The sequence below is a fragment of the Pseudomonas sp. Pseusp88 genome (assembly GCF_047303955.1).
Taxonomy (GTDB): Bacteria; Pseudomonadota; Gammaproteobacteria; order Pseudomonadales; family Pseudomonadaceae; genus Aquipseudomonas.
The window spans coordinates 91889-117505 of the sequence record NZ_JBGLYM010000018.1 but is presented as its reverse complement, the minus strand read 5'-3'; the positions used below and the strand labels follow the sequence as shown (position 1 = coordinate 117505).

30 protein-coding genes and 1 pseudogene are annotated in these 25617 nt (G+C 59.8%); 20 read left to right on the top strand and 11 right to left on the bottom strand.

The features are described 5' to 3' along the window. The first annotated feature begins 87 nt into the window (after nt 1–87). Nucleotides 88–474 carry a lysozyme inhibitor LprI family protein gene (locus ACCD02_RS21125; protein ID WP_413306037.1) on the top strand — a complete coding sequence of 129 codons (387 nt, stop codon included), beginning with the start codon at nt 88–90 and terminating at the stop codon, nt 472–474. A gap of 15 nt (nt 475–489) precedes the next feature. Here the strand turns inward: ACCD02_RS21125 and ACCD02_RS21120 are convergent, their stop codons facing one another. From ACCD02_RS21120 to ACCD02_RS21100, 5 genes and pseudogenes are all read right to left on the bottom strand, one after another. Beyond that, on the bottom strand, nt 490–861 hold the full coding sequence (locus tag ACCD02_RS21120; protein ID WP_413306035.1) for a glutaredoxin family protein: 372 nt from the start codon (nt 859–861) through the stop codon (nt 490–492). A gap of 67 nt (nt 862–928) precedes the next feature. After that, complete coding sequence (gene folE / locus ACCD02_RS21115; RefSeq protein ID WP_413306032.1) at nt 929–1474, bottom strand: GTP cyclohydrolase I FolE; 546 nt, start codon at nt 1472–1474, stop codon at nt 929–931. Nucleotides 1475–1496: 22 nt separating this feature from the next. Then, a pseudogene (locus ACCD02_RS21110) lies at nt 1497–1730 on the bottom strand (site-specific integrase); the annotation flags it as partial. 240 nt (nt 1731–1970) lie between these two features. After that, entirely contained in the window at nt 1971–2342 is a 372-nt protein-coding gene (locus ACCD02_RS21105; RefSeq protein ID WP_413306029.1) for a helix-turn-helix domain-containing protein, read from the bottom strand. A gap of 5 nt (nt 2343–2347) precedes the next feature. Then, entirely contained in the window at nt 2348–2650 is a 303-nt protein-coding gene (locus ACCD02_RS21100) for a type II toxin-antitoxin system HigB family toxin (RefSeq protein WP_413306087.1), read from the bottom strand. Between the two features lie 845 nt (nt 2651–3495). On the opposite strand from ACCD02_RS21100, the gene ACCD02_RS21095 reads away from it, so the two are divergent. Then, nucleotides 3496–3660 (top strand): hypothetical protein, encoded by a 165-nt coding sequence (locus tag ACCD02_RS21095; protein ID WP_413306027.1) that lies wholly within the window; start codon nt 3496–3498, stop codon nt 3658–3660. Between the two features lie 9 nt (nt 3661–3669). On the opposite strand, the gene ACCD02_RS21090 is transcribed toward ACCD02_RS21095, so the two are convergent. The 3 genes from ACCD02_RS21090 to ACCD02_RS21080 all read right to left on the bottom strand — a co-directional run bounded on the left by ACCD02_RS21090 (nt 3670) and on the right by ACCD02_RS21080 (nt 5392). After that, a complete protein-coding gene (locus ACCD02_RS21090; protein ID WP_413306024.1) occupies nt 3670–4227 on the bottom strand; it encodes a Smr/MutS family protein in 558 nt (185 codons plus the stop codon). Nucleotides 4228–4311: 84 nt separating this feature from the next. Then, nucleotides 4312–4632 (bottom strand): hypothetical protein, encoded by a 321-nt coding sequence (locus ACCD02_RS21085; RefSeq protein WP_259102176.1) that lies wholly within the window; start codon nt 4630–4632, stop codon nt 4312–4314. 169 nt (nt 4633–4801) lie between these two features. After that, a complete protein-coding gene (locus tag ACCD02_RS21080; protein ID WP_413306021.1) occupies nt 4802–5392 on the bottom strand; it encodes a cysteine hydrolase family protein in 591 nt (196 codons plus the stop codon). A gap of 251 nt (nt 5393–5643) precedes the next feature. Here ACCD02_RS21080 and prmB point away from each other — a divergent pair, with 251 nt between their 5' ends. The 8 genes from prmB to ACCD02_RS21040 all read left to right on the top strand — a co-directional run bounded on the left by prmB (nt 5644) and on the right by ACCD02_RS21040 (nt 14924). Beyond that, on the top strand, nt 5644–6552 hold the full coding sequence (prmB, locus tag ACCD02_RS21075; protein ID WP_413306019.1) for a 50S ribosomal protein L3 N(5)-glutamine methyltransferase: 909 nt from the start codon (nt 5644–5646) through the stop codon (nt 6550–6552). 437 nt (nt 6553–6989) lie between these two features. Beyond that, entirely contained in the window at nt 6990–7727 is a 738-nt protein-coding gene (locus ACCD02_RS21070; RefSeq protein WP_413306085.1) for a FadR/GntR family transcriptional regulator, read from the top strand. Further along, complete coding sequence (locus ACCD02_RS21065; protein WP_413306015.1) at nt 7724–8731, top strand: ABC transporter ATP-binding protein; 1008 nt, start codon at nt 7724–7726, stop codon at nt 8729–8731. The genes ACCD02_RS21070 and ACCD02_RS21065 overlap by 4 nt, the downstream gene beginning before the upstream one ends. Then, the gene (locus tag ACCD02_RS21060; protein WP_413306012.1) at nt 8728–9849 is read left to right on the top strand and encodes an ABC transporter ATP-binding protein; all 1122 of its coding nucleotides are present in this window, start codon (nt 8728–8730) and stop codon (nt 9847–9849) included. The genes ACCD02_RS21065 and ACCD02_RS21060 overlap by 4 nt, the downstream gene beginning before the upstream one ends. After that, nucleotides 9846–11345 carry an ABC transporter substrate-binding protein gene (locus ACCD02_RS21055; protein WP_413306010.1) on the top strand — a complete coding sequence of 500 codons (1500 nt, stop codon included), beginning with the start codon at nt 9846–9848 and terminating at the stop codon, nt 11343–11345. Before ACCD02_RS21060 ends, ACCD02_RS21055 begins: the two co-directional genes overlap by 4 nt. A 130-nt stretch (nt 11346–11475) precedes the next feature. After that, complete coding sequence (locus ACCD02_RS21050; RefSeq protein WP_413306007.1) at nt 11476–12420, top strand: ABC transporter permease; 945 nt, start codon at nt 11476–11478, stop codon at nt 12418–12420. After that, on the top strand, nt 12420–13304 hold the full coding sequence (locus ACCD02_RS21045) for an ABC transporter permease (RefSeq protein ID WP_413306005.1): 885 nt from the start codon (nt 12420–12422) through the stop codon (nt 13302–13304). The genes ACCD02_RS21050 and ACCD02_RS21045 overlap by 1 nt, the downstream gene beginning before the upstream one ends. 24 nt (nt 13305–13328) lie before the next feature. Then, the gene (locus ACCD02_RS21040) at nt 13329–14924 is read left to right on the top strand and encodes a gamma-glutamyltransferase family protein (RefSeq protein ID WP_413306002.1); all 1596 of its coding nucleotides are present in this window, start codon (nt 13329–13331) and stop codon (nt 14922–14924) included. A gap of 120 nt (nt 14925–15044) precedes the next feature. On the opposite strand, the gene ACCD02_RS21035 is transcribed toward ACCD02_RS21040, so the two are convergent. After that, nucleotides 15045–15842, bottom strand: a complete 798-nt coding sequence (locus ACCD02_RS21035) for a hypothetical protein (protein WP_413306000.1) — start codon at nt 15840–15842, stop codon at nt 15045–15047. 115 nt (nt 15843–15957) lie between these two features. Further along, nucleotides 15958–16917, bottom strand: a complete 960-nt coding sequence (locus tag ACCD02_RS21030; RefSeq protein ID WP_413305997.1) for an alpha/beta hydrolase — start codon at nt 16915–16917, stop codon at nt 15958–15960. A 136-nt stretch (nt 16918–17053) separates the two neighbouring features. Here ACCD02_RS21030 and aroC point away from each other — a divergent pair, with 136 nt between their 5' ends. The 6 genes from aroC to ACCD02_RS21000 all read left to right on the top strand — a co-directional run bounded on the left by aroC (nt 17054) and on the right by ACCD02_RS21000 (nt 22243). After that, nucleotides 17054–18145, top strand: coding sequence for a chorismate synthase (gene aroC, locus ACCD02_RS21025; RefSeq protein ID WP_413305994.1), 1092 nt, complete (start codon nt 17054–17056; stop codon nt 18143–18145). A gap of 36 nt (nt 18146–18181) precedes the next feature. After that, on the top strand, nt 18182–19345 hold the full coding sequence (locus ACCD02_RS21020) for an MFS transporter (RefSeq protein WP_413305992.1): 1164 nt from the start codon (nt 18182–18184) through the stop codon (nt 19343–19345). Then, nucleotides 19342–19956: a methylthioribulose 1-phosphate dehydratase gene (locus tag ACCD02_RS21015; RefSeq protein ID WP_413305990.1), complete on the top strand. Its 615-nt coding sequence runs from the start codon at nt 19342–19344 to the stop codon at nt 19954–19956. The genes ACCD02_RS21020 and ACCD02_RS21015 overlap by 4 nt, the downstream gene beginning before the upstream one ends. Before the next feature lie 30 nt (nt 19957–19986). Continuing rightward, a complete protein-coding gene (locus tag ACCD02_RS21010) occupies nt 19987–20532 on the top strand; it encodes a 1,2-dihydroxy-3-keto-5-methylthiopentene dioxygenase (RefSeq protein WP_413305988.1) in 546 nt (181 codons plus the stop codon). 26 nt (nt 20533–20558) lie between these two features. Further along, a complete protein-coding gene (gene mtnC / locus ACCD02_RS21005) occupies nt 20559–21242 on the top strand; it encodes an acireductone synthase (protein ID WP_413305985.1) in 684 nt (227 codons plus the stop codon). A gap of 278 nt (nt 21243–21520) precedes the next feature. Beyond that, the gene (locus tag ACCD02_RS21000) at nt 21521–22243 is read left to right on the top strand and encodes a helix-turn-helix transcriptional regulator (RefSeq protein ID WP_413305982.1); all 723 of its coding nucleotides are present in this window, start codon (nt 21521–21523) and stop codon (nt 22241–22243) included. A 108-nt stretch (nt 22244–22351) separates the two neighbouring features. On the opposite strand, the gene ACCD02_RS20995 is transcribed toward ACCD02_RS21000, so the two are convergent. Further along, complete coding sequence (locus ACCD02_RS20995; RefSeq protein WP_413305979.1) at nt 22352–22630, bottom strand: DUF3509 domain-containing protein; 279 nt, start codon at nt 22628–22630, stop codon at nt 22352–22354. A 367-nt stretch (nt 22631–22997) separates the two neighbouring features. Between ACCD02_RS20995 and ACCD02_RS20990 the strand changes: the two genes are divergently transcribed. The 4 genes from ACCD02_RS20990 (at nt 22998) to speE (ending at nt 25505) form a co-directional block, all read left to right on the top strand. Next, complete coding sequence (locus tag ACCD02_RS20990) at nt 22998–23531, top strand: ankyrin repeat domain-containing protein (RefSeq protein WP_413305977.1); 534 nt, start codon at nt 22998–23000, stop codon at nt 23529–23531. A 66-nt stretch (nt 23532–23597) separates the two neighbouring features. Continuing rightward, nucleotides 23598–24128: a hypothetical protein gene (locus ACCD02_RS20985; protein WP_413305974.1), complete on the top strand. Its 531-nt coding sequence runs from the start codon at nt 23598–23600 to the stop codon at nt 24126–24128. Nucleotides 24129–24201: 73 nt separating this feature from the next. Beyond that, entirely contained in the window at nt 24202–24393 is a 192-nt protein-coding gene (locus ACCD02_RS20980) for a PLDc N-terminal domain-containing protein (RefSeq protein WP_259102125.1), read from the top strand. A 251-nt stretch (nt 24394–24644) separates the two neighbouring features. Continuing rightward, complete coding sequence (speE, locus tag ACCD02_RS20975) at nt 24645–25505, top strand: polyamine aminopropyltransferase (protein WP_413305971.1); 861 nt, start codon at nt 24645–24647, stop codon at nt 25503–25505. Nucleotides 25506–25617 lie beyond the last annotated feature (112 nt).

The following is a 25617-nucleotide window of genomic DNA, read 5'->3' as shown; positions in this document are numbered from 1 at the left end:
CACACATCGCGTAACAGGTGCATGCTTTGCCCCGGCCGCGCTTTGTCATTAGCCTGCGCGGCTTTATCAGCAAGAGGGGACAGTTCGATGGATAACTGGATGAAGGCCGTCGCTGCGATGCTCGCCTTGGCAGGCAGTGGCGTGGCGTCGGGGCAGGATTGCGATTCGACCCAGGAGGCAATGAACGTCTGTGCGGCCAATGACTTCAAGGCCGCCGACAAGGAACTCAACGCCCTGTACAAGACCCAGCTGGATTACCTGCAGGATGCCAAGACCAAGGCAGCGTTCAAGGACGCCCAGCGCAAATGGATCGCCTTGCGCGATGCCGACTGCCTGTATCAGGTCGGCCCGCGCGAGGACTCCGGTTCGATCTGGGCGCTGTTGCAGTTCAGTTGCCAGACCGAGCAGACCAAACTACGCATCGAACAGTTGAAGAAATACGTGGCCTGTCGCCAGGACATGTGCCCGAACTGACCGGTCGAGCATCACTCAGACTGCCGCGAAGCGCTGGTTCAGGTAGTCGATGATGACCTTGGATTCATACATCCATACGGTCTTGTCGCCTTCTTCTATACGCAGGCAAGGCACCTTGATCCTGCCGCCCTGTTCGAGCAGGGTCTGGCGATCGATCTCGCTGTTCTTGGCATCGCGCAGGGCCACGGGCACGTTGAGACGGCGCAGGGTACGGCGGGTTTTCACGCAGAACGGGCAGGCGTTGAACTGATACAGGGTCAGGTCCTTGGCTGACTGCTCGACGGCTGCCTGCGCTTCGGGGCTGCGTTTTTTCTTTGCCGGACGGGTAAGGAAGTCGATCAGAATGACCAGTTGGCCAAGGCCAACCCGTAATGCCTTCATGAACACGGTAAAGCCTCGCTGGAAAACACGTGCGCCGTGACCTGGGCCACGGCGCGGGGGACTGCCTGGCCGGTTACTTGATCAGGCTGAGAAATTCGCTGCGGGTCGCAGCGTTTTCGCGGAACTCACCCAGCATCACCGAAGTGATCATCGACGAATTCTGCTTTTCCACACCGCGCATCATCATGCACATGTGCTTGGCTTCGATGACCACGGCCACGCCCAGGGCGCCGGTGATCTGTTGGATCGCCTCGGCAATCTGGCGGCTGAGGTTTTCCTGGATCTGCAGGCGACGGGCGAACATATCGACGATACGCGCGACCTTCGACAGGCCCAGCACCTTGCCATTGGGGATGTAGGCCACATGGGCCTTGCCGATGAACGGCAGCAGATGGTGTTCACACAACGAATACAACTCGATGTCCTTGACCATCACCATTTCGCTGGCGTCGGAGCTGAACAGCGCGCCATTGGTGACTTCTTCGAGCGTCTGCTGATAGCCGCGGCACAGGTACTGCATCGCTTTGGCGGCACGTTTCGGCGTGTCGAGCAGGCCTTCGCGGGAGACGTCCTCGCCCAGTTGGCCAAGGATCTCGGTGTAATTCTGTTCCAGTGTCACAGGGGCTTATTCCGTAAGGGTTTCAGAGTGGCACCATGTCGGGTCGTACCAATTTTGTACCAATCATGCTGTTTTCGAGTTTCCCGAGCTCGCCCCAGTCAGTGCTGGAATTCAGCCATTTCGCATAGGTCAACAGGAGCATTTGCATGCTGTGACCAAGCTGATTTGCGATGAACGCAGGAATCATGCCTGCCATGAGGCACATAGTAGCGTAGGTGTGGCGGCAGTTGTATTGCCTCCTGCCCCTTACCTTCAAATCGACCTGTAGTGGTCTAATGAAACCGGACACCCATTCAGGCGAGAATGCTTGCCAGATAGAGGTGTCTGATGACCAAGCAACGCTGGACCTTTTATGCCGAATTCAAACGCGAGGCCGCAGGTCTCTTGCTCGATCAAGGCTGCCGCTGCCGTAGTTGCCAAGAGCCTGATCGGTTTCTAAATTGCGGCAGGGCATGGCGCCCGCCACTGAGCATTCAGAGAGGCTGGATGGATAGGCTTAAGCCGCCCGAACAGGCTTTATAAGGCTCTCTGCTGGAATGCCGAACATTTCGTGCAGCTTCCATATCATGGGCAGGGTCAGCGAGCGCTTACGGTTCAGAACTTCGTAGACACGATTGGTCTTGCCGATAGCGGGCGCCAAATCAGCAGCAGTAAGACCTGATTGCTCCATGCGAAACTTGATTGCTTCTATCGGGTCAGGCAGGTCGATCGGGAAGTTCTTTGCTTCGTAAGCCTCAATCACGGTGATCATGACTTCGAAGGCGTCACCCTCGGCAGTCCCTGGCTCTGGCTCGTTCTCGAACAGCGGAGAAATCTCTTTCAGTGCTGCGCGGTATTCTTCGTCGGTGCGGATTGGGCGGATTTTCATGATGATTACTCCATCTCCACGGTGTTTGCGTCGATCTTGTCGTACTCCAGATGGGTTCCGACAAATTTGATGTAGATCGCTCCGAAGCGGTAAGCAATGGCGACTATCAGCCGGTAATCATTGCCCTTGATGTTGAAAACCACCCGGCGACTTTTGAGAATGCTGGCATTGCCAAACTGCGCCTTTATCGCTTCAGGGCTGGTCCAGTTGGCTTTTTTGGCCTCGTCAGCCCATGCGCGCAGCGACTGCTCGGAATCCGGGTGCTTGTCCCAGAAGGCTTTGAGCTGGCTGATGGCAATAATTCTCATGGGTGAGAATATAGTCCCAACGTGGGACTTGGGCAAGTAAATACAAGAGACTTGTTGTGGATCGGTTTGGGCTGGCGTGAGAAGCCCTGGCTAGCCGGGCTACTCCTGGATTGCCGCAGACTCTGGGACAAGAACCTCAAGTAGCATCTGGTCGTGCTCCTCGCGAGTTACCCTATAGAACAAACATCGATCCAGAAGGATCCTCTTCATGCTTCGAGCTGAGGCGAGGTGCCTGGGCTCGACTGAGATCATCTCGGTTCTGCCGCTTCGGGTATCGGTTACTTTAAGGTGGTATCGCCCAATCAAGCCATCATCTCGCTTGGTGTGGCCGCGGTATGAGAAGGTGATGGCGGGTTCTGGCACGGCGGCCTCCTGGACAAGAGGGGGGTGGTGAGGCATCCACATTTCCCCATTCTATACCTTATGGAATGGGGAAATGTGGATGCGGTCCAGAGTTGGAGATGCATTGCCAGGCTTGAATCAGGCAAACGGAAGCCAGTTGATGCGGGCACCTTGGGTCCCGGAATTAGTGCTTGAGGTCGCGGGAAACGGCAAGCGGTTGTCTGGGCGTGCAGGAAACATCTGCCGGGCAGTCGGGGGGGCGCGCCATGGGAACGACTCATCGCTCAAGTCCTTCATCGAAAGAATGCCCGCCAAGTCGCACACAGTAACGTACGCCCGCGGGCAGGGTAAGTTCGCAGGCCGACAAACCGATGCTCAGGGCCGCCTGGAGCAATTGTATCGAGTTGTTTACTCAAGCTTTACCAAGTGCCTACGTGAATCGGCGGGATCGCGCGGTCAGATGTTGCAGGTAAGTAATACCTGCCGCAAAGAGAGTGTGTGAAATGTTCAGTCGAATCGCAAAAGTGTCGATGGTCATCGCCGTACTGGCGTCCCTGTCCGGTTGTTTTCCGTTCTGGGGGCCGCACCACGGAGGGGGCTGGCACGGCGATCATCGTTTTGACGGTGGCCCCCACGGTGGCGGTTACTACGGAGGTCCGCCACGTTGAGTCCGGGGTTTAGTCGTCGCGGCCTTCCATCATGGTCCGCTTGAGCATCACATAGAGCGCGCCGGCGCCACCATGCTTGGCCAGGCATGAGCAGAAGCCCAGCACCTGCGGGTGCTGGCGCAACCAGGTATTGACGTGGCTCTTGATCATCGGCCGTTTGCCATCCAGGCGTACGGCCTTGCCATGGGTTACCCGCACACAGCGGATTTCCAGCCTGGTGGCTTCGGCGAGGAAGGCCCACAGGGTTTCCCGGGCCATTTCCACACTCATGCCATGCAGGTCGAGGCTGCCTTCGAAGCTGATCTGCCCCAGCTTGAGCTTGCGCATCTGGCCTTCCTGCACGCCATCACGAGACCAGTGCAGGACATCTTCCGGGCCGACATCAATGACGAACTGGTCCGACAGGCCGTCCACGGTCACCGAATCGGTGCGCACGGTGGCAGCCTGACGCAGCTTTGCCAGGTTTTTGCGATCGGTACGGGGCTTGCCCACGTCAGCGTGCTGTTGCTTGAGCGGCTTGATGCCGCGGGTTTCATCTCGAAACAGGGAAAAGTCGTCGTCTTGCATGGGGCCTCCGCGAAGCGGGCTAGTTTAACCGGGTCGTGGCAACCTGGGCGCAACTAAAACGGCGGAGGAAGAGGCGGGCAGGGCTTAGTCGTGCTTTTTCATGAGATGTGGCGACAGGCTCAGGTCACCCTGACGACGCTGGCGGCGGCGACTGCGGCGCCATATCCATACCCCCACATACAATGTGAACAGGCCGCCGACGGCGATGACCGCTGCGCCAGCCGGGCTGGCATTGAGTTCGCCCAGGGCCTGGGGATGGCCGATCAGGCTGGAAACCCCGGCCACGATCAGCAGAATACCGAAGGCTGCCAGCAGGGCGGCAAAGGTCGCAACGATACGCATCCGCCAACTGCCGGAGCCCCTTGGTCGCAGGCGTCGGGCATCGAAACCATCGGATACTTTCATTTCGACTTTTCTCCAGATCTATCGGCGCTCTGACCGGGATATGACCCGGTGGTTCCCGTTTTTCCGGAGCCTGCGGGCAAATGCCGACATTAACGGATGGGCGGTTATGTGAGCGGGTTCACATAACCTGAGGGTGGATACGATTGCCCGACATGCACGGGCAATCGTTTCAAATCAGGTCTTTGGTCAGGGCAAGAGTGGCGAAGTTATCCGCCATGATCACCATTTCGGTCTGGTGTACGACCTCAGCGCTGATCACGCCGCCCTTGTTCGGCAGGTCGCGGGTGGCACAGGCATCTTCCACCAGCGTGCAGCGATAGCCGTAATCCTTGGTGGCGCGCACCGTGGTGCTGATGCTCGAATGGCTCATGAAGCCACAGACAATCAGGTCAACGGTGCCAAGCTCTTGCAGCTTCTGGTGCAGACCGGTGTCCTGGAAGGCATTGGGCAGGCGCTTTTCGATGATGTATTCACCGTCAACCGGCAGCAGTTCGTTCATCAGCTCGCCGCGCTCACCCTGGGGGTCGAACAGGCCGCCGACGGTGCCCAGGTGGCGAATGTGAATCACCGGGCGCTTGGCGGCGCGGGCGGCGTCGACCAGGCTGCGGATGTTGGCAACGGCTTCATGGACGCCGGTCAGGGCCAGCGGGCCACTGAGGTATTCCTTCTGGGCGTCAATGATGATCAGCGTGGCATGACTCAAATTGGCCGGGGCATAGCCCTTGCCGCTGAGTTGGAACATGGTCTTTAAATCGGACATCTGGGGCTCCTTTGAGTAGGGCTTTTGCCGCATTGTCCCCCGGCAGAGCTGTTCTGGGAATGGCAACGGTGACATCCCGCGTTTTTGTCGCGCCCAAGGCGGACCAAAAAGCAGGTGATGGCGATTTGCTAGTGGTGCGTCGGTGGACGAAACTAGCAGTTGCCGAAGCTGCAATCAATCATGTCATTAAGGCATCGTTTGTCGTTGGCCTGACTGTTAGAATCGACTGTCGTTTTTTAAGGAGCTTGCCCGTGATCAATTCCCGTCTGCGCACCCTGCGTGACCACATTCGATGGGCCGTCAGCCGTTTTCATGAAGAAGACCTGTTTTTCGGTCACGGCACCGACAACGCCTGGGATGAAGCCCGGCAGTTGATTCTGGGGGCGTTACACCTGCCTTGGGAAATCGCCGACAGCTATCTGGATTGCCGCCTGGAGGTCGATGAAATCGCCGACCTGCAGCGGTTGATCGCCCGCCGCATCGATGAGCGCGTGCCGACTCCTTATCTGCTGGGCGAGGCCTGGTTCTGCGGCATGTCGTTCATTGTCGACGACCGCGTCCTGATCCCGCGTTCACCCATCGCCGAGCTGATCGAAAGCCACTTCGCGCCGTGGCTGGATGGCGAGCCGACCCGTATTCTCGATCTGTGCACCGGCAGCGGCTGCATCGGTATCGCTTGCGCCGACGAGTTTCCCGAGGCTGAAGTGGTGTTGTCCGACCTGTCCTATGACGCCCTGGAAGTGGCCAACCAGAACATCGAACGCCATGGCGTGGAAGGACGGGTGTTTACCGTCCAGGGTGATGGTTTCGCCGGTTTGCCTGGCCAGCGGTTCGACCTGATCGTCTCCAACCCGCCCTATGTCGATGCCCAAGACTTCGCCGACATGCCTGATGAGTACCAGCACGAACCGGAACTGGCGCTGGCCTGCGGCGATGATGGCTTGAACCTGGTGCGACGCATGTTGAGCGAAGCGGCCAATCACCTGACCGAGAAGGGCCTGCTGATCGTGGAAGTGGGCAACAGCCAGGTGCATGTCCAGGCGCTGTACCCGGAAGTCGACTTCCACTGGCTGGATTTCCAGCGCGGCGGCCACGGCGTGTTCATGCTCAGCGCGGCGCAATGCCGTGAGCATCAGGCGCTGTTTGCTGCGCGGGTTTGATTGCGAGCCTGAATTGGAATGCAGGTTCATGTAGGAGCCGCCTTGGTGGCGATCGAGAGCGCAGCGCTCGCGATAGCGTTGGTGACTGACCCACCGCTCTCGCCAGCAAGCCGGCTCCTACAGGATTGCATTTCAATTCAACGTTTGATTCGCCCCGTAACAAAGCGCTCGACCCATAATCAGGCATCTTTCTGAACCCCCGCAAAAATTGGTTCGCTCATCGCTGAACCAATCCCCTGTCACTTCCCGGACCAATTCCCCGAACCTTTCCTGATTGGCCCGAGCCACCTCGTTTACTCCAAATCACACGCCAGCAACGCTGTGAATACGGCTGAACCAATTTCCATTGGCATCGCTATTGCAATCACTCTTGTAGCGCAGAGCGGTGTGCCGTCCCGTATTTGCACCGTCCCTAGAGCCTGTCACGAGAAACCATGATGCAAAGGTCCGAGACTGACGCCGATCACGACAACGCTTCCAAGCTGGCCCTCGATGCACTGCGGCAGATGGTGGCGCAGCATGCGGCCTTTCCCCAACGGCCATTGCCTACCGAGCGTGAACTGGCCGTTGATTTCGGCGTCAGCCGTCGGGCGATTCGCCGGGCGTTGGCGGTACTGGAGGCCGAAGGGCAGATCTGGCGCCGTCAGGGCAAGGGCACATTCGTCGGACCCACGCCGCCGAGCGCGGCAATGAGTTTCGCCAGGCTGTCGAGCCGGACCAATTTCAGCGAAGTCATGGAAGCCCGCCTGCATCTTGAGCCGGCCCTCGCATCATTGGCTGCCGTACGGGCCAGTGGCGAGCAAATGGCGATTCTGCGGCGCCTCGCCGAACGCACCACGCGCCAGCAGCACGCCACGCAAATCGACGCAGAAGCCATTGAGCTGTGGGACAGCGCCTTGCACCGCGGCATTGCCGAAGCCGCTGGCAATCGCCTGATGCTCGATATCTTCGAAATGCTCGACGCCATCCGTCTCGATCCGGCCTGGCGTGACCTGCGCCAGAGGGCGCGCAATGCCGACCGTCTGGACACTTACAGCCACGATCACGATGACATCGTCGGTGCCATCGAAAGCCGCGACCCGGTCAAGGCTGCCACCGCCATGCGTGGTCATTTGCGTGCGCTGCAGCAGGCACTGGATAACGTCATTCATCAGGACCTCGAGGCGAGCTTATGAGTCAGCAACAGCAAGGCAGCCCTGGCCCGGTGTTGAGCGTCAGCCAGCTCACCGTACGTTTCAAGGGGGCACCGGCCAATGTGGTCGATGGCGTGTCATTCTCGGTGCAGCCGGGCAAGACTCTGGCGATTGTCGGGGAGTCCGGCTGCGGCAAGAGCGTGACCTCGATGGCGCTGATGGGCCTGTTGCCGGACACCGCCAGCGTCCAGGCCAGCGCCTCCAGCCTTTTGGATGAAGCCCTGTTGGGCATGTCCGACGAACGTCTGCTCGATGTGCGCGGCAATCGCATGGCGATGATTTTTCAGGAACCCATGACCTCGCTCAATCCGGTGTTCACCATCGGTGAACAGATCGCCGAGAGTGTGATGCGCCATCAGGGCCTTGCCGGTAAAGACGCACGGCAACGCGCCCTGCAGATGCTGGAAAAGGTCCGCGTGCCAGACGCCGCACAGCGTCTGGACGCCTATCCCCATGAGTTGTCGGGCGGCATGCGCCAGCGGGCGATGATCGCCATGGCACTGGCCAATGACCCGGCCCTGATCATCGCCGATGAACCGACGACCGCGCTGGACGTGACCATTCAGGCGCAGATTCTGTCGTTGATCGCCACTCTGCAGACCGAGACCGGCACTTCGATGATTCTCATCACCCACGACCTCGGCGTGGTAGCCGAGGTGGCGGACGAAGTCATGGTCATGTACGCCGGGCAAGTGGTTGAAAGCGGCTCGGTAAAGACCCTGTTCGATGACCCGCAACACCCTTACACCATCGGCCTGATGGGCTCGATGCCGTCCATAGGGCCACGCGAAGGGCGCCTTGCCACCATCAACGGTCGAGTACCGACCCCGTCCGAAATGCCCGACGGTTGCCGTTTTGCCGGTCGCTGCCCCTTCGCCATCGCGGCCTGCCGTGAGGCACGCCCGCCGTTGCTCGAAGTCTCGCCAGGGCATTTCGCCGCCTGTATCCGCGTTCCTCTGGAGCAACATCTGGGAGTCAGCGCATGAACCAGCCTGAAAGCACGCCAGATCAGCGTCTTGATCTGCACAAGCCGATTCTGGAGAGCATTGCGCTCAGTAAGCATTTCAGCAGTGAAACCGGGCTGTTCCAGCGCAAGAAACTGCCTGTACAAGCAGTCAACCAGGTATCCCTGGCCGTACGCCGGGGCGAGACCCTGGCGCTGGTGGGGGAGTCCGGTTCAGGCAAGTCGACCCTTGGCCGCCTGCTGCTGAATCTGCTCAAGCCCACCGCAGGTGACGTTATCTACGAAGGGCGCAACCTGGCCAATCTGCCGCCGGACAAGCTGCGCCAGGTACGGCGCGACTTGCAGATTATCTTTCAAGACCCGTTCGCCTCGTTGAATCCGCGCATGAGCGTCGAGGCGATAGTCGGTGAGCCGATCTGGCTGCATCGTGATGATAGCCGCAGTGCCCGACAGGACAAGGTCGCCGAGCTGTTGCGCACGGTGGGCCTGGCACCTGAGCACGGCAGTCGTTACCCCCACGAGTTTTCCGGCGGCCAGCGCCAGCGCATCGGCATTGCCCGGGCCCTGGCTTCCGAGCCGCGGCTGATTCTCGGCGACGAGCCGGTTTCCGCCCTGGACGTTTCGGTACAGGCCCAGGTGGTCAACCTGCTGGAAGACCTCAAGCATCAGTTCGGCCTGACCCTGGTGATCGTTGCCCATGGCCTTGCGGTGATCCGCCATATGAGTGACCGCGTGGCGGTGATGTACCTGGGCGAAATCGTCGAGCTGGCGCCGGTCAACGCGTTGTTCGAAACGCCTCTGCACCCTTATACCCAGGCCCTGATGGCCGCCGTACCGGTAAGCCATCCCGACCTGCGCCATCCGCGCCCGTTGCTGGGCGGCGACATGCCGAGCCCGAGCAAGCCGCCGTCGGGTTGTCGCTTCCACACCCGTTGCCCCCATGTCCGACCCTTGTGCCGTGAGGTCAAGCCAGTGTTCGAAAACGTCGAGGCCGGGCGTCAGGTCGCCTGTCATTACTGGCGCGAGATCGCCAACGCCGGGGCCGGCTCACTGGTGGTGCCGACGCCAAGCGCGGCCTACAGCCAACGCCTGAATCTGTTCAAAAGCCATCAAGCCCTATCTCTGGAGAGTCAGCCATGAAGTTTGCACACCTGATGACAGGAACGCTTTTACTGCTCGCTGCCAATGCCGCTTTTGCCGAATCCACGCTGCGCATCGGCATTCAGGATGACCCGGATGTACTCGACCCGCATCGTTCGCGTACCTATTCGGGCCGTCTGGTCTATACCGCCTTGTGCGACAAGCTGGTGGATATCAGCCCGAACCTGACCTATGTGCCGCAACTGGCGACCTCGTGGAGCTGGAGCGAGGACGGCAAGACCCTGACCATGATCCTGCGCGACGGCGTGACCTTCCACGACGGTGAAGTGTTCGATGCTGCTGCGGTGAAGTTCAATCTGGACCGCGCCCGGACCCTGCCGGACTCGCTGCGCAAGAGCGAGCTGGCGTCAGTGGAGAGCGTCGAAGTGATCGATCCGAAGACGGTCGCGATCAAGGTCAGGCAGCCCGACGCCACGCTGATCTCGCAACTGTCCGACCGTGCCGGGATGATGCTGGCGCCCAAGGCCTCGGCCACTGAAGTGGGTTCGAAGCCGATCTGCTCCGGGCCTTACAAGTTCGTGCAGCGTGTGCAGCAGGACCGCATTGTGCTGGAGCGTTTCGACAATTACTGGAACAAACAGGCTTACCACTTCGACAAAGTGATTTTCCTGCCGATCCCCGACACCTCGGTGCGCTTGGCCAACCTGCGCTCGGGTGACCTGGACATTATCGAGCGCGTTGCCCCCACCGACGTCAAGACGGCCAAGGCTGACAGCAAGCTGCAAGCGTTCAACACCCCGGGGCTTGGCTATATGCAGTTGATGTACAACACCGGTAACGGCGAGAAGTCCAAGACGCCGATAGGCCAGGACAAACGCGTGCGCAAGGCTTTTGAGTTGGCCATCGATCGCGACGCGATCAATCAGGTGGTATTTGAAGGTCTCTACGCACCGAGCGCCCAGCCGTTCCCGAAAAGCAGCCCTTACTACGACAAGGACCTGCCAATCCCGACCCGTGACATCGAACAAAGCAAGAAGCTTTTGGCAGAGGCGGGGGTCAAGCTGCCCCTGAGCGTCGAGCTGAAAGTGGCGAATAACCCCATCGCACAACAAGTCGGTCAGATCATTCAGGCAATGGCCGAAGAGGCCGGTTTCAAGGTCAACCTGATTGCTACCGAATACGCCACCTTGCTCAGTGAACAGCAGGCCGGCAACTTCCAGATCGGCATGAGCGCCTGGTCCGGCCGGCCGGATCCGGATGGTGACATTCACCAATTCGTGACCTGTAAGGGCGGCCAGAACGACGGCCACTTCTGCGACCCGAAACTCGACGAGCTGCTGAACAAGGCGCGCACGGTCAACGATCAGGCGCAGCGTCAGGCGCTGTATTTCGAAGCGCTGCGCCTGCTCGCCGTCGATGTGCCGACCAGCTACCTGTATTTCGATCCGCGAATTATTGCGATGAAGAGCAGCATCACCGGTTTTGTGCCGAATCCGGACGGCCTGATTCGCCTGGCTGATGTGGCTTTCAAATGACTACCCCGGTGAACCTGCGGTCCGTTGGAGCGAGGCTTGCCCGCGAACCGGTTTGTCCGGCGACATATCCGTCGTCTGACGTGATGCCTTCGCGGGCAAGCCTCGCTCCCACATTGGCAGAGGATTGCGCATGCTGACCTTCATCTTCAGACGCGTGCTCAGCGCCATCCCCACGCTGATTCTGGTATCGCTGTTCGTTTTCACCCTGCAGAAACTGCTGCCGGGCGATCCGGTGCTGGCGATGGCGGGGGAGGAGCGCGACCCGGCGGTGATGGAGTACCTGCGCGAAAAGTACCGCCTCAACGATCCAGTGCCGCTGCAATACATTCATTGGGTCGGCAATGTGCTGCAGGGCGACTTCGGCACCTCGCTGCGTACCGAACAGCCGGTGACCACGCTGCTGGCCTCGAAACTGCCGGTGACCATCGAACTGGCAGTACTGGCCTTGATCATCGCGCTGCTGATCGGCATTCCCACGGGGGTGATTTCTGCGGTGCGCAAAGGCACGGCGGTGGATTACGGCGCCAACGTGGTGGCGTTGTCCGGCATCTCTATTCCGCACTTCTGGCTGGGCATTCTGCTGATCATGATCTTCGCCGTGAAGCTGCAATGGTTGCCTGCGTCGGGCTTTGTGCCTTTGGCTGAGGATGTCGGGCAGAACCTGAAAACCCTGGTGCTGCCCGCGTTTGTGCTCGGCGCCGGGCTGTCCGGGGTGCTGATGCGCCATACCCGCAGCGCCATGCTCGAAGTGCTGCGGGCCGATTACGTACGCACTGCACGGGCCAAGGGTTTGTTCCCGCGTACAGTGATTCTCAAGCATGCATTGCGCAACGCGCTGATGCCCATCGTTACCCTGACCACGCTGTTGTTTGGCGAGCTGCTGGGCGGCGCGGTGCTGACCGAGCAGGTGTTCAGCATTCCCGGTTTCGGCAAGATGATTGTCGATGCCGTGTTCAACCGCGACTACGCCGTGGTGCAAGGCGTGGTGCTGTGCGTCGCCATTGGTTTCCTGCTGCTCAACCTGCTGGCCGATGTGCTCTACCGCATGATCAACCCGCGTCTGAGGACTGCCTGATGACTTCGATCGCTCCGCTGGCGGCAAGGGCCGCGGACATTGCCCTTAAACCCCGCACCCGCTCGCCGTTCGTGCGCAAGTTTCTCGCCAATAAAGGCGCGGTGATAGGCACGGTGGTGTTGCTGGTGTTCATTGTGGCTGCGCTGCTGGCGCCATGGATTGCCCCTTACGACCCGCTCAAAGCCAATTTCCTTGCGGTACGCAAGGCGCCGTCAATGATGTACTGGCTGGGCACTGATGAACTGGGGCGAGATCTGTTCTCCCGTCTGCTGTGGGGCGCGCGCAGCTCATTGCTGGCCGGCGGCGTCTCGGTGGCCATTGCCATGGTCATCGGTGTACCCCTGGGCCTGATCGCCGGTTATTTCGGCGGCAAACTGGACGCGATCATTTCCCGGATCATGGAGGCGCTGCTGTCCTGCCCGTTCCTGGTGTTGGCGATTGCCCTGGGCGCGTTTCTCGGGCCGAGCCTGACCAACGCCATGATCGCCATTGGTCTGTCGGCCATGCCGATCTTTTGCCGCCTGACCCGCGGCCAGGTCCTGGCGATTCGTCATGAGGATTATCTGGAAGGCGCCCGGGCCATTGGCCTGCCGGATCGCTGGATCATCCTGCGTTATGTGCTGCCCAACGTGATGTCGCCGTTGGTGGTGCAGGCGACCTTGACCATTGCCTCGGCCATTCTTGCCGAAGCCAGCCTGTCGTTCCTCGGTCTGGGCCAGCAACCGCCTTCACCGTCCTGGGGCTCGATGCTCAATACCGCGAAGAATTTCATGGAGCAGGCACCGTGGATGTCGATTGCGCCCGGTGTGGCGATTTACATCACCGTCCTGTGTTTCAACCTCCTGGGCGACGGTTTGCGTGATGCCCTGGACCCAAAAAGCTGATCACTGCCCAAAGAGAACCCTTTCATGTTTGATGATCTGGATTACAGCCAACCCTACGCGTCCGCCCGCTCGCCGGTGATGGGCAACAACATGGTCGCCTGCTCGCAGCCACTGGCGGCACAGGCCGGTCTGGACATGCTGCGCAAAGGCGGCAACGCAGTGGACGCGGCGATTGCCGCCGCCATGGTGCTGACGGTAGTCGAGCCGACTGGCTGCGGTATTGGCAGCGACGCGTTCGCCATCGTCTGGGACGGCAAAAAATTGCAGGGCCTGAATGCTTCCGGTCGCTCGCCGCAAGGCTGGACGCCGGAGTTTTTCCAGGGCCGCAAAGAGATGCCGCAGCGTGGCTGGGGTGCCGTGACAGTGCCGGGCGCGGTATCGGCCTGGGTCGCGTTGTCCGAGCGCTACGGCAAGCTGCCGTTTGCCACGCTGGCCGAGCCTGCCATCGGCTATGCTCGCGACGGTTATCAGGTCACGCCGATCATCGCCGAGCTGTGGCGCCGTGGCGCGGGCCTGCTCAAGGATCAGCCGGGCTTTGCCGAGTGCTTCCTGCCGGGGGGCAAAGCGCCGAAAGCGGGCGAGCGGATCAGGCTCAAGGATCACGCCAAGACCCTGCAAGCGATTGCTGACACCAAGGGCGAGTCGTTCTATCGCGGCGAGCTGGCCCAGGCCATCATTGCCCACGCCAATGCCAATGGCAGCGTGATGAGCCTGGAGGATCTGGCCACTCACAGCGTCGACTGGATCGACACCCTGTCGGTGCCCTATGCCGGCGCCGTGGTTCATGAACTGCCGCCCAACGGCCAGGGCATTGCGACCCTTTCCGGCCTGACCATGCTCGAAGCCCTGGGCGTCGGCGAGCATCCGGTGGACAGCATCGAAACGGTTCACCCGGTCCTCGAAGCAATGAAACTGGCCCTGGCCGACCTCAACGAACACGTGGCCGACAATGATCACATGCGTTTGCGCTCCGAGCAGTTGCTCGACCCGGCCTACCTGATGGAGCGTGCCGCGCTGGTCACCGGGCAGGCCGCCAACCCTGGCCATGGCTCGCCCAAGGCGGGCGGCACGGTGTATCTGTCGGCGGCGGACGAGAGTGGCATGATGGTGTCGTTCATTCAGTCCAACTACATGGGCTTCGGTTCCGGCGTTGTCGTGCCCGGTACGGGGATCAGCCTGCAGAACCGCGGTGCCGGTTTCAGCCTCGATCCCGCCCATGTGAACGTCGTTGCTCCGGGCAAGCGTCCTTTTCACACCATTATCCCGGGCTTCGTGATGAACGCTGACGGCACGCCGTTGATGTCGTTCGGCCTGATGGGCGGGCCGATGCAGGCTCAAGGGCACTTGCAGATGATGATGCGCATCCTGCGCTACAAGCAAAATCCGCAAGCGGCAGCCGATGCGCCGCGTTGGCGGCTCGAAGCCGGGTTGAAAGTCGCGGTGGAGCGGGCGTTTGACCGGCTGGTCGTGGAAGAGCTGCGGGCCAAGGGGCACGACGTAGATATAGAAGAGCCGAGCGGGGTGTTTGCCTTTGGCGGTGCACAGATTATTCAGCGTACCGAACATGGCTATGTCGGCGGGACCGATCCGCGCAAGGATGGGTTGGTGGCGGCTTACTGACCGCAACCAACATATGATTTATTGAGGTGACGAGGTTTTGTAGGAGCTGCCGAAGGCTGCGAATGGTCCCGACACCGTTTTCGCAGTCTTCGGCAGCTCCTGCAGGAACGTGTTTGGCTTTCAGCGATGCGTCGCAATCCAGATCAGTAACCCGGCCTGAAACACGGCAAAGGTCACCAGGCAGGCAATGGTGAAGCGCAGACTGCTGTCTTCACGCTTGTACTTGCCGACCTTTTCTTCGTGCTGGCGAATCTGGATTTCCTGTTCCTTCATGTTCTGTTCGGCTTTCTCGAGCATCTGCGAGGCTTCGAGAATTTCGATGATTTGCACCTTGTCGTTGTTCCAGGTGTTGTTCAGGTTACCGACCTGGACTTCCTTGACGCTGCCCTTGAGGTGTTGGGCATCGGCATAGCCGACCTCGAAGCCACGGGTGCGCAGGAAATGGTCGCGACGCAGGCGGGTGTCCTCGTTGAGGCCGTCCTTGCTCGCCAGGTCAAAGCCTTCGATGCGATAGGTGGCCCAGCGCTTCTGCGCCCAGTGAATGGCCTGGGCGATGAGGAAGCGGCCGATACCGCGGTTCCAGGGTTCGATCTGGATGCCGGACGCAGGGCTGAAACTGACAACTCGGGTGACGTGATCGGCCCAGACATCCAGGGTGTTCTGTTCGCGGCGCACGCGCTGGCCCGGCAACTGGATATTCATTCGCAGCAGGCTGGTTTCCTTGCTGTGTCGTTCGACTTTACCGAACTGGACGAAACGCAGGGGCCGTCCACCGGTGGCGCGATCGGTCTGCAGGGGCGCCAGACGCAGCATCTGGAAAATCTCGGGCTGCACGTCATCCCACAGCTTGGGCGTGGCTTCGACTTCGGGTGTAGCTTCGGCTTCGGCGGTTTCAGTCATGGGATTTGCTTCAGTCATTAACGACGATCCTGTCCAAGGCATTACGGAGCAAACACGATGCCAGTTCCCCATTATCGGCCGCGTTGGCGGAATCTGAAGGGCGCGCAGGTTTTGCTGGCGTCAAAAACTTCACTCAGGCCGCTGGCAGCGCACCGATAAAGCGCAGGATTCGCTCGGTCAGTTGGCTCGCCAGGGGCAGATCCGGATTTTTATAGGACGCCAGTTGCTGTTTGATGTCATCGGGCACGATGCGCATGACGTGGTTCATGCCGTCGATCAGCGCCAGCTCGGCCTTGGGATTGGCCTTGTGCAACAGTTCGGCATCCTGCACGCCCACTTGAATGTCGTTGCGGCCCTGGATGATCAGGGCCGGCACATGCAGTTGGCCGAACGCCGCTGCCGGGTCCTGGCGAAACAGGGAAATCAGATACGGCTGCACGCTGGGTCGAAACAGCACCTGCAATTCGTCGGGGACGTTGTCATCAGTCTTGCCCGCCTTGAGGCTGGTCAGCAATTGCTCGCTGCGTTGCAGCAACGGCGGCGGCATGCGCTCCTTGAGCTGTTCGCGCAGGACCTGATCCACCGGCCGGCCGGTGCCCGCCACGGAAATCACCGCCGCCGCGCCGCTTTTTTCCGCTGCCAGGGTCGCCACCAGTGCGCCCTCGCTGTGGCCCAGCAGAATCAGCGGGCCCAGGCGCGGGTCGGTCTTGAGTTTCTGGCTCCAGGCCACGGCGTCGGCGACATAGTGGTCGAAGCTGAGGTTGCGCTCGTCCGGGGTGGCCGGGTGGCTGGCGGCCACGCCGCGCTTGTCGTAGCGCACGCTGGCAATGTTATTGCTGGCGAGCATCAGGGCCAGGCGGCGCAAGTTGTCGTTGCGTCCGCCGTCGGGGTTGTTGCCGTCGCGGTCGGTGGGGCCGGAGCCTGCAATGATCAGCACCACCGGCACCGGTTTGCTTGATTGCGGCAATAGCAGGGTGCCGAACAGCTCACCGCTGCCGGTGTCCAGACTGATGGGCCGTTGCAACACGACGGGGGCGGCCTGGGCCAGGCCGGCGAGCAATAAAGGGAGAAGCAGGGCAAGCATGCGTAACATCGTAAGGCCACTATTTGCGGGAATGCCGATTGGACGCGGCGCAACGCATAAGGTTCGAGGGTGAAGTCGATGATAAGCCCGCGTATACTTGTCGGCTTGTTTTTATCGATCTCGCTGATTTCTCGGAGCCTCCTGCATGTCCGGCAATACCTACGGCAAGCTGTTCACTGTCACCACTGCCGGCGAAAGCCATGGTCCGGCCCTGGTTGCTATCGTTGACGGCTGCCCGCCGGGCCTCGAGCTGTCGCTGCAGGACCTGCAGATCGACCTGGACCGGCGCAAGCCCGGCACCAGCCGTCATACCACCCAGCGCCAGGAAGCCGACGAGGTCGAAATCCTCTCCGGGGTCTTCGAAGGCAAGACCACCGGCACCTCCATCGGCCTGCTGATCCGCAATACCGATCAGAAGTCCAAGGATTATTCGGCGATCCAGGACCTGTTCCGCCCGGCCCACGCCGATTACACCTACCACCAGAAGTACGGTGTGCGCGACTACCGTGGCGGTGGCCGCAGCTCGGCGCGGGAGACCGCCATGCGCGTGGCTGCCGGTGCCATCGCCAAGAAATACCTGGCAACCCTGGGCATTCAGGTGCGTGGCTATATGAGTCAGTTGGGCCCCATCGAGATTCCGTTCAAGACCTGGGATTCGGTGGAGCAGAACGCATTCTTCTGCCCTGACCCGGACAAGGTGCCGGAACTGGAAGCCTATATGGACCAGTTGCGTCGCGATCAGGATTCGGTCGGGGCGAAGATCACCGTGGTTGCCGACGGCGTCATGCCGGGGCTGGGCGAGCCGATCTTCGACCGCCTGGATGCCGAGCTGGCTCACGCCCTGATGAGCATCAATGCGGTCAAGGGCGTTGAGATCGGTGCCGGTTTTGCCAGTGTTGCCCAGCGCGGTACCGAGCATCGCGATGAGTTGACCCCTGAAGGCTTCCGGTCGAACAACGCCGGCGGCATCCTCGGTGGCATTTCCTCGGGCCAGCCTATCGTTGCCCACCTGGCCCTCAAGCCGACCTCCAGTATTACCACGCCCGGACATTCCATTGACGTGCATGGCAACCCGGTGGAGGTCATTACCAAGGGCCGCCATGACCCTTGCGTGGGCATTCGCGCAACGCCTATCGCCGAGGCGATGATGGCCATTGTGCTGCTCGACCACCTGCTGCGCCATCGTGGGCAGAACGCCGATGTGCGGGTGACCACGCCGGTACTGGGGCAGCTTTGATGGCCAGTGGCGTCACGACTGGCACGGTTTCCTGACGTGACGCCATCGCCCTCGGGGCGACTTCCTTATTGGCGGTTGTCCGGTTTCTATCTGTTCTATTTTGCCCTGCTGGGGTCGACCGCACCGTTCCTGGCGCTGTACTTCCACCATCTTGGCTTCTCCAGCGCGCGAATCGGCGAGTTGGTGGCGATCCCCATGCTGATGCGCTGCATCGCGCCGAATATCTGGGGCTGGCTGGGCGACTATACCGGGCGGCGCCTGGCCATTGTGCGTTTCGGTGCCGTCTGCGCGCTGCTGAGTTTTTCCCTGATTCTGTTCGATAAAAGCTATGCCTGGCTGGCGATGGTCATGGCCCTGCATGCGTTTTTCTGGCATGCGGTGTTGCCACAGTTCGAAGTCATCACCCTGTCGCACCTGCAAGGGCAGGTGTCGCGCTACAGCCAGATCCGTCTGTGGGGCTCGATTGGCTTCATCCTCGCTGTCGTCGGGCTGGGACGACTGTTCGAAAGCTATAGCCTGGACCTGTACCCACAGGGCCTGATGGTGATCCTGGCCGGTATCATGCTCAGCAGCTGGTGGGTGCCGAATGCACCGCCCGCCCATTCGACTCGCCCGGCTGCGGCGGGTGGTTTTATCAGGCAGCTGGGGCAGTCCGGAGTCTGGGTGTTCTACCTGTGCGTGGCGCTGATGCAGTTCAGTCACGGGCCGTACTACACCTTCCTGACTCTGCATCTGGAGCATCTCGGCTACAGCCGTGGCGTGATCGGCCAGCTCTGGGCCGTGGGCGTCGTGGCTGAAGTGCTGATGTTTCTGGGCATGAGCCGCCTGCTGCAACGGTTCTCGGTGCGGCGGGTGTTGATGGTCAGTTTCTGCCTGGCCGGGATCCGCTGGTGGCTGCTGGGCAGTGAGGCCCAATACCTGCCGGTGCTGATTTTCGCCCAGATCCTGCACGCCGCGACCTTTGGCAGCTTTCATGCGTCTGCCATTCATTTCGTGCAACGTACCTTCGGCCCGCAACAACAAGGTCAGGGCCAGGCGCTGTATGCCGCCCTGTCCGGGACCGGCGGCGCCCTGGGGGCGTTGTATGCCGGTTACAGCTGGAACACTCTGGGCCCGGCCTGGACCTTCATTATTGCCAGTATCGCGGCCATGGCCGCCGCGATTCTGATTGCCACACGAATGAAAGAGGAGGGCGTATGACCCGTGAACAACTGAGCCAGGAAATCATTGACGCCGGGCGCTTCCTGTACGGTCGTGGCTGGTCGCCTGCGACCAGCAGCAACTATTCGGCGCGTCTGTCGGCGACCGAGGTGCTGCTGACGGTATCGGGCAAGCACAAGGGCCAGTTGGGCCTGGACGATGTACTGGTCACTGACCTGGACGGTAACAGCCTGGAGCCGGGCAAGAAGCCATCAGCGGAAACCCTGCTGCATACCCAGCTGTATCAATGCCGGCCGCAGGTCGGCGCGGTGTTGCATACCCACTCGGTCAACGCCACCGTATTATCACGCCTGACCGAGGCCGATCATCTGGTCTTCGAGGACTACGAACTGCAAAAGGCCTTCAGTGGCGTGCAGACCCACGAGTCCCGGGTGGTGGTGCCGATCTTCGACAATGATCAGGATATTGCCCGACTGGCCAGCCGTGTGCAGCCCTGGCTCGATACCCATGCCGATTGCGCGGGCTATCTGATTCGTGGACACGGTCTTTATACCTGGGGCGCGAAGATGAGCGATGCCTTGCGACAAATCGAAGCCTTTGAATTTCTGTTCGAGTGTGAGCTCAAGACTCGCGCCGTATTAAACCGTTGATGGTCTTTAACCGATCGAGGAAGCCGTGCCATGAGCAGCCTGTCCGTTTATCACGAATCCAGTCCTGAGCAGCCGAACAAGGTCCTTACCCACCTTGAAGACATCGTTTCGACCCTGGCCGAGCACGGCGTGGGCTTTGATCGCTGGCAGGCCGCAACGCCGATCACCCCCGGTGCCAGCCAGGAAGAAGTGATCGCCGCCTATCGCGAGCAAATCGACACGCTGATGACCGAGCGAGGGTATGTCACCGTGGACGTGATCAGCCTCAACAGCGATCACCCGCAGAAAGCCGAGTTGCGCGCCAAGTTTCTCGACGAGCACCGCCATGGTGAGGACGAAGTAAGATTTTTCGTTGCCGGACGCGGGTTGTTTACTCTGCATATTGACGATCACGTCTATGCAGTACTCTGCGAGAAGAACGATCTGATCTCGGTCCCCGCTGGCACTCGCCACTGGTTCGACATGGGCGAACACCCGCATTTCGTCGCGATCCGTTTGTTCAACAATCCGGAAGGCTGGGTCGCCAATTTTACCGGCGAGCCCATTGCCAGCCGGTTTCCGCGTCTTGAAGACTGAATTGAGCTACAGGAACCTGAACTGATATGGCGATAAAAGCGGTCCTGACAGATATCGAAGGCACCACCAGCGCGGTGAGCTTCGTCTTTGATGTGCTGTTTCCCTTCGCGGCCCGGCATCTGCCGGATTTCCTGCGCGAGCATGCCGAGCGGCCCGAAGTGGACGTGCAATTGCGCGCAGTGCGCCTGGACAGTGGCGAACCGCTGGCCGACATCGAACGGGTGATCGAGATTCTTCTGCAATGGATCGCCGATGACCGCAAGGCCACGCCACTGAAGGCTTTGCAGGGTATGGTCTGGGAGCAAGGCTATGAGGCCGGGCAGCTCAAGGGGCATGTTTACCCGGACGCGGTCGAGGCGCTCAAGCGCTGGCATCAGGAAGGTTATGAGCTGTATGTGTACTCGTCTGGCTCGATCCAGGCACAGCGCCTGATCTTTGGCTGCTCCGAGGCCGGCGATCTGTCGCCGTTGTTCAGCGGCTATTTCGACACCACCTCCGGGCCCAAGCGCGAAGTCAAGTCCTATCGCACCATCAGCGAGGCCATCAACTATCCGGCGCGCGACATTCTGTTTCTGTCGGATATCGTCGAAGAGCTGGACGCCGCCCGAGCTGCCGGCATGGCGACCTGCGGGCTGGCGCGGGACGGTGGTGACCTGGCCGGGCATCCTTGCGTGAGCAGTTTTGCCAGCATAGACCTGGGCGCGTTCTAGGAGCCTGAAACGAGAGATACCGTAGGGCCGCCCGGCCGGCCCTGCGTTGTTAATGCGGTTGTCGTTATACCTCTTTCAAATATAAATCAATCAGACGCTTGTAAGTTATGTCCTGTTTAAAAGTAGGACGCGCCTTTCATATTTGTCAGTAAATCCTGTTTGTTTTGACCTCGGGTTTTAAACGTTTTTATTCGTGTAAGTTTCACTTTCAGCCCCTGCCGTTATGAAGATAACCAGGCCGTTGTACGGACCGGGGGTTGAATAAGGAGCAGGTCACTATGCGAAGTGCCATACCGGTCAATTCCACAATGGATTTACTTATACAAAAAATGGTCAGCAGTATTACAGAACTTGATGGCCAGCGAGCCATTGAAAACGCCCTGGGCTGGTTAAGGCAGCAATGCGACTGTGAACGAGCAATGTTCTACCAGTTCAAGGGGACTTCATTACTGACATTCGTGACGTCCAACGTTGACGGTCGCTGGGGGCAACTCTATCAGCGTGGGCGCATGTTGAAAGACGACCCTGTCATCAAATGTTACCGCGAACGCCTGGGCTTCCTGGACTGGTCGGATGCCTATCGCCATTACATGGCCAGTGACGACCTCAATGATGCGGTGATCGACTGCGAGCTGATGCCTGGCCTGTCCTACGGATATAAAAGCCAGTGTCGGGGAGGGCACGGAATTATCTCGGTGTGTTCGCTCAACGGTATCAAGCGTCCTCTTTCGGTTTCGGACCGATACCTGGTCGCCAGTATGGTGCCGGTTCTGCATATGGCAGGGCGCGGCGTACGTTTCAGGACCCGCGGGCTGACGGACAGGGAGGTGGAGATCCTGCAATGGGCGCGCGAAGGCAAGACTTCCTGGGAGATTGCCCGCATAAGGGACGTCTCCGAGTCGACCATCAAGTATCACCTGAAAGCCATCTACAACAAGCTTGGCGTCACCAATCGTGCCCAGGCCGTGGGTGAAGCGCTAGGGCAAGGCATCATCAGATAAAGGGAATAAAAAAGACCGCGAGAGCCGTGGGGCAATCGCGGTCAATAAGGGCTTTTGAGAGTGAAGCAGTGAGAGTGATTCAGGTGATGCAACAGCTGGCCCGCGCAATCAGCGGGTGTGGTACGTCGGCAGATCAAAACGGTGTTGGCTTTGCAGCATTGAGATGGCTGGTAACTCACTGGCCTGCGCGGCAAGGTCACGGCGAATGGCGCTGATCACCCATTCCAGTTGCACTGGTGTGTGCAATTGGGCGTAAGACACGCAACGACGGATCTGCTTGCCTTCGCGATTGCGCAGGGACAGCAGCACTCCACCATCGGGACGGGCCTGGGTAGTGACGTCGAATTCAGAGAATACGGAAGCGAATTTTTCTTGGATAAAAGTCATGTCCAGCGGCTCCATTGCTCATGGGATAACAAGCTTGGAATGACTAGTGCAGCCTCTGTGCCACTATTTGTTCTGACATTTAATCGTTATTTATCAATGAGTTATGTTTTTTTAAAAAAAATTGCTTCGTGCAATTTGCATGAATGCCCATCGGGCATCCTGCATTTTGCGGTTTGGGGAGGGGATTCAGGACGGGTTGACCTATTTCAGACTGTCGTTCAGGGCTTTTATCCCGCCACGCAGGATTCACCGGACCAGTGGTCGATGCCACGACAAATTTTGTAATCGAACCCATAGCTTGACCCTGGCGCGGGCGCTCCGGGAGACTGGCCGCCTATTCAAATCAGCACGTTCGAGGAGTTTCCCCATGTCAGAGCAAAAGCCCGGCGAGTCCACGCGGATGTCCGACGATGAAGCCCTGGAGTTCGCCGAACAGGTATTCGATCTGGCCCGGCAGGGTAATGCCGAACTGCTCGACAAGCTGCTGGAAAAGGGACTGAACCCCGATCTGCGTAATCACAAGGGCGACACCCTGCTGATGCTGGCCAGTTACCACGGTCAACAAGAGACCGTGCAGGTGCTGCTCAAGCATCGGGCCGATCCGGAAATCCGCAACGACAATGGTCAGAGCCCGATTGCCGGCGCGGCGTTCAAGGGCGATCTGGAAGTGGTCAGGTTGTTGGTCCAGGGCGGCGCCAATGTTGAAGGCGCCTCCCTTGACGGCCGCACCGCCTTGATGATGGCCGCGATGTTCAACCGCACGACCATTGTCGATTACCTTATCAGCCAGGGCGCCGACCCCCGTGCTACCGACGCCAAGGGCGTAACGGCCATGGCTGCGGCCCAGGCGATGGGTGCCGCCGAGACCGCCGAGCAGTTGCGTCAACTGGCATCGGCGTGAAGATAGAGGCGCGAGGGATTTCCCGTTATCCTGCGCGCCTTGTTTTTTGACCGATCGGGAACGCCCATGAAAGACCAGCTCAACGAATTAATCAGCAAAATCAGTTCGGGGTGCATGGGCGACGCCGAAATCGCGCAGATCGCCGATGAAGCCGCCCAGGCTTATGCCGATCCGCAGGCGTTCCTCGCTGCCAACCCCGATATCAACTACGACGACAGCTTTCCAATTCCCTTGGGGGAGTGGGTGGTGATCGGCAGCCTGCCCGAGACGGTGCTGTTCCAGGCCGACACCTATATGGACCTCTTCGCCCAGATCGTCGCCTCGTTCGGCCCGGGCGTAGCCTTCAATATCAAGCCCAGGCAACTGGCCAAGACCGAGCCGTTGACCGCACTGAACCGGATCCAGATTCAATTGAGCAGCATGAACAAGGAAATGGGCGGCTACGTATTGATGAACCTCAGTCAGCCTCTGGATGATGAGTTGCAGGCCGTACTGGTCTACGGCAACGATCAGGCCCGGGTCCTGGAGTTGTGTGCGGCGGTCGGCATTGCAGCGGCGCCTTCGCTGGAGGCCCTGCGCGTGGCGGTTCACGTTTAAGTGGCTGATAGTACGGAACCCTTGGGAAGTGCGGCTATCCTAGAAGGACGCATATATCATCTGGAGTAATACCATGGGTTCCGGCTTTAATGGATTGGTTGGGCTGATCATTCTGGCCCTGGATATCTGGGCCATTATCAATGTACTGAAAAGTGGCGCCGAGACCGGGATGAAAATCCTCTGGGTCCTGCTGATTGTGCTCTTGCCCGTGCTGGGCCTGATCCTCTGGGCGATTTTGGGCCCACGGGGCAATGTACGTATTTGACCTGCGCCTGTTTCATCAACGCCCGACGGCCTGTGCCGGCGGGCGTTTTTGTTTTTTTACCAATAAACCGGTCGTTGGAGCGTGGCTTGCCCGCGAATTGACTGAACCGGTAAATCAGATAGATCGAATCGGGGCCGTCGCGGGCAAGCCACGCGCCAACAAGTCGACCTGTCATGATTGGCGACGTAGAATGCGCGCCTTTCTTATGGGGCGGCCCACCGTCCTGCCATCAGTATTAAGGGACTCAACCCATGAGCGATTATCAAGAAACGTTGTACGAAGGTTATGGCCAGCGCTTTCGCATGGAAAAAATGCTTCACGAAGTGCGTACCGAACATCAACACCTGGTGATCTTCCAGAACCCGCGCATGGGCCGGGTCATGGCACTGGACGGCGTGATCCAGACCACCGAAGCCGACGAATTCATTTACCACGAGATGCTCACCCACGTGCCGATCCTGGCCCATGGTTCCGCCAAGCGCGTGCTGATCATCGGCGGCGGCGACGGCGGTATGTTGCGTGAAGTGGCCAAGCACCGCAGTGTCGAGCACATCACCATGGTCGAGATCGACGCGACAGTGGTCGAGATGTGCAAGGAGTTCCTGCCGGAGCACTCCAAGGGCGCATTTGAAGACCCGCGCCTGAATCTGGTGATCGACGACGGCATGCGCTTCGTGGCCACCACCGAAGAAAAATTCGACGTCATCATTTCCGACTCCACCGACCCGATCGGCCCGGGCGAAGTGCTGTTTTCCGAAAATTTCTATCAGGCCTGCCATCGCTGCCTGAATGAAGGCGGCATCCTGGTGACCCAGAACGGCACGCCGTTCATGCAGCTCAGTGGCGTGCAGACCACGGCCGGGCGCATGCGTGGCCTGTTTGCCGACTGGCATTTCTACCAGGCGGCGATTCCGACCTATATCGGCGGCGCCATGACCTTCGCCTGGGGCGCAACCAACAGCGACTACCGCAAGCTGCCCCTGGACACCCTGCGCCAGCGCTTCGCCGGTAGTGGCATCATCACCCGCTACTACAACCCGGAAGTGCATATCGGCGCCTTCGCACTGCCGCAATATGTGCTCCAGGCCGTGAACAAGCCAAGCAACGACTGATTCTGTGGCTCGCCCGGGCATCATCGACAATGCCCGGGCAACTTGTTTTTGCGTTCGTAAACACAACTGCTTACACAATCTTCGGCCATATCTGCGTTTCAGGCGCCACGCT

Excerpts from the sequence above, each read along its gene's own strand:
- aroC (WP_413305994.1), top strand. The coding sequence starts at position 17,054 with ATGTCCGGCAATACCTACGGCAAGCTGTTCACTGTCACCACTGCCGGC.
- ACCD02_RS21015 (WP_413305990.1), top strand. The coding sequence starts at position 19,342 with ATGACCCGTGAACAACTGAGCCAGGAAATCATTGACGCCGGGCGCTTC.
- ACCD02_RS20995 (WP_413305979.1), bottom strand. The coding sequence starts at position 22,630 with ATGACTTTTATCCAAGAAAAATTCGCTTCCGTATTCTCTGAATTCGAC.
- ACCD02_RS21070 (WP_413306085.1), top strand. The coding sequence starts at position 6,990 with ATGCAAAGGTCCGAGACTGACGCCGATCACGACAACGCTTCCAAGCTG.
- ACCD02_RS21125 (WP_413306037.1), top strand. The coding sequence starts at position 88 with ATGGATAACTGGATGAAGGCCGTCGCTGCGATGCTCGCCTTGGCAGGC.
- ACCD02_RS21105 (WP_413306029.1), bottom strand. The coding sequence starts at position 2,342 with ATGAAAATCCGCCCAATCCGCACCGACGAAGAATACCGCGCAGCACTG.
- ACCD02_RS21065 (WP_413306015.1), top strand. The coding sequence starts at position 7,724 with ATGAGTCAGCAACAGCAAGGCAGCCCTGGCCCGGTGTTGAGCGTCAGC.
- ACCD02_RS21010 (WP_413305988.1), top strand. The coding sequence starts at position 19,987 with ATGAGCAGCCTGTCCGTTTATCACGAATCCAGTCCTGAGCAGCCGAAC.
- speE (WP_413305971.1), top strand. The coding sequence starts at position 24,645 with ATGAGCGATTATCAAGAAACGTTGTACGAAGGTTATGGCCAGCGCTTT.
- ACCD02_RS20990 (WP_413305977.1), top strand. The coding sequence starts at position 22,998 with ATGTCAGAGCAAAAGCCCGGCGAGTCCACGCGGATGTCCGACGATGAA.
- ACCD02_RS21040 (WP_413306002.1), top strand. The coding sequence starts at position 13,329 with ATGTTTGATGATCTGGATTACAGCCAACCCTACGCGTCCGCCCGCTCG.
- ACCD02_RS21080 (WP_413306021.1), bottom strand. The coding sequence starts at position 5,392 with ATGTCCGATTTAAAGACCATGTTCCAACTCAGCGGCAAGGGCTATGCC.
- ACCD02_RS21050 (WP_413306007.1), top strand. The coding sequence starts at position 11,476 with ATGCTGACCTTCATCTTCAGACGCGTGCTCAGCGCCATCCCCACGCTG.
- ACCD02_RS21090 (WP_413306024.1), bottom strand. The coding sequence starts at position 4,227 with ATGCAAGACGACGACTTTTCCCTGTTTCGAGATGAAACCCGCGGCATC.
- ACCD02_RS21045 (WP_413306005.1), top strand. The coding sequence starts at position 12,420 with ATGACTTCGATCGCTCCGCTGGCGGCAAGGGCCGCGGACATTGCCCTT.
- ACCD02_RS21055 (WP_413306010.1), top strand. The coding sequence starts at position 9,846 with ATGAAGTTTGCACACCTGATGACAGGAACGCTTTTACTGCTCGCTGCC.
- ACCD02_RS21095 (WP_413306027.1), top strand. The coding sequence starts at position 3,496 with ATGTTCAGTCGAATCGCAAAAGTGTCGATGGTCATCGCCGTACTGGCG.
- mtnC (WP_413305985.1), top strand. The coding sequence starts at position 20,559 with ATGGCGATAAAAGCGGTCCTGACAGATATCGAAGGCACCACCAGCGCG.
- ACCD02_RS20980 (WP_259102125.1), top strand. The coding sequence starts at position 24,202 with ATGGGTTCCGGCTTTAATGGATTGGTTGGGCTGATCATTCTGGCCCTG.
- ACCD02_RS21060 (WP_413306012.1), top strand. The coding sequence starts at position 8,728 with ATGAACCAGCCTGAAAGCACGCCAGATCAGCGTCTTGATCTGCACAAG.
- ACCD02_RS21000 (WP_413305982.1), top strand. The coding sequence starts at position 21,521 with ATGCGAAGTGCCATACCGGTCAATTCCACAATGGATTTACTTATACAA.
- ACCD02_RS21030 (WP_413305997.1), bottom strand. The coding sequence starts at position 16,917 with ATGTTACGCATGCTTGCCCTGCTTCTCCCTTTATTGCTCGCCGGCCTG.
- ACCD02_RS20985 (WP_413305974.1), top strand. The coding sequence starts at position 23,598 with ATGAAAGACCAGCTCAACGAATTAATCAGCAAAATCAGTTCGGGGTGC.
- ACCD02_RS21035 (WP_413306000.1), bottom strand. The coding sequence starts at position 15,842 with ATGACTGAAGCAAATCCCATGACTGAAACCGCCGAAGCCGAAGCTACA.
- ACCD02_RS21085 (WP_259102176.1), bottom strand. The coding sequence starts at position 4,632 with ATGAAAGTATCCGATGGTTTCGATGCCCGACGCCTGCGACCAAGGGGC.
- ACCD02_RS21100 (WP_413306087.1), bottom strand. The coding sequence starts at position 2,650 with ATGAGAATTATTGCCATCAGCCAGCTCAAAGCCTTCTGGGACAAGCAC.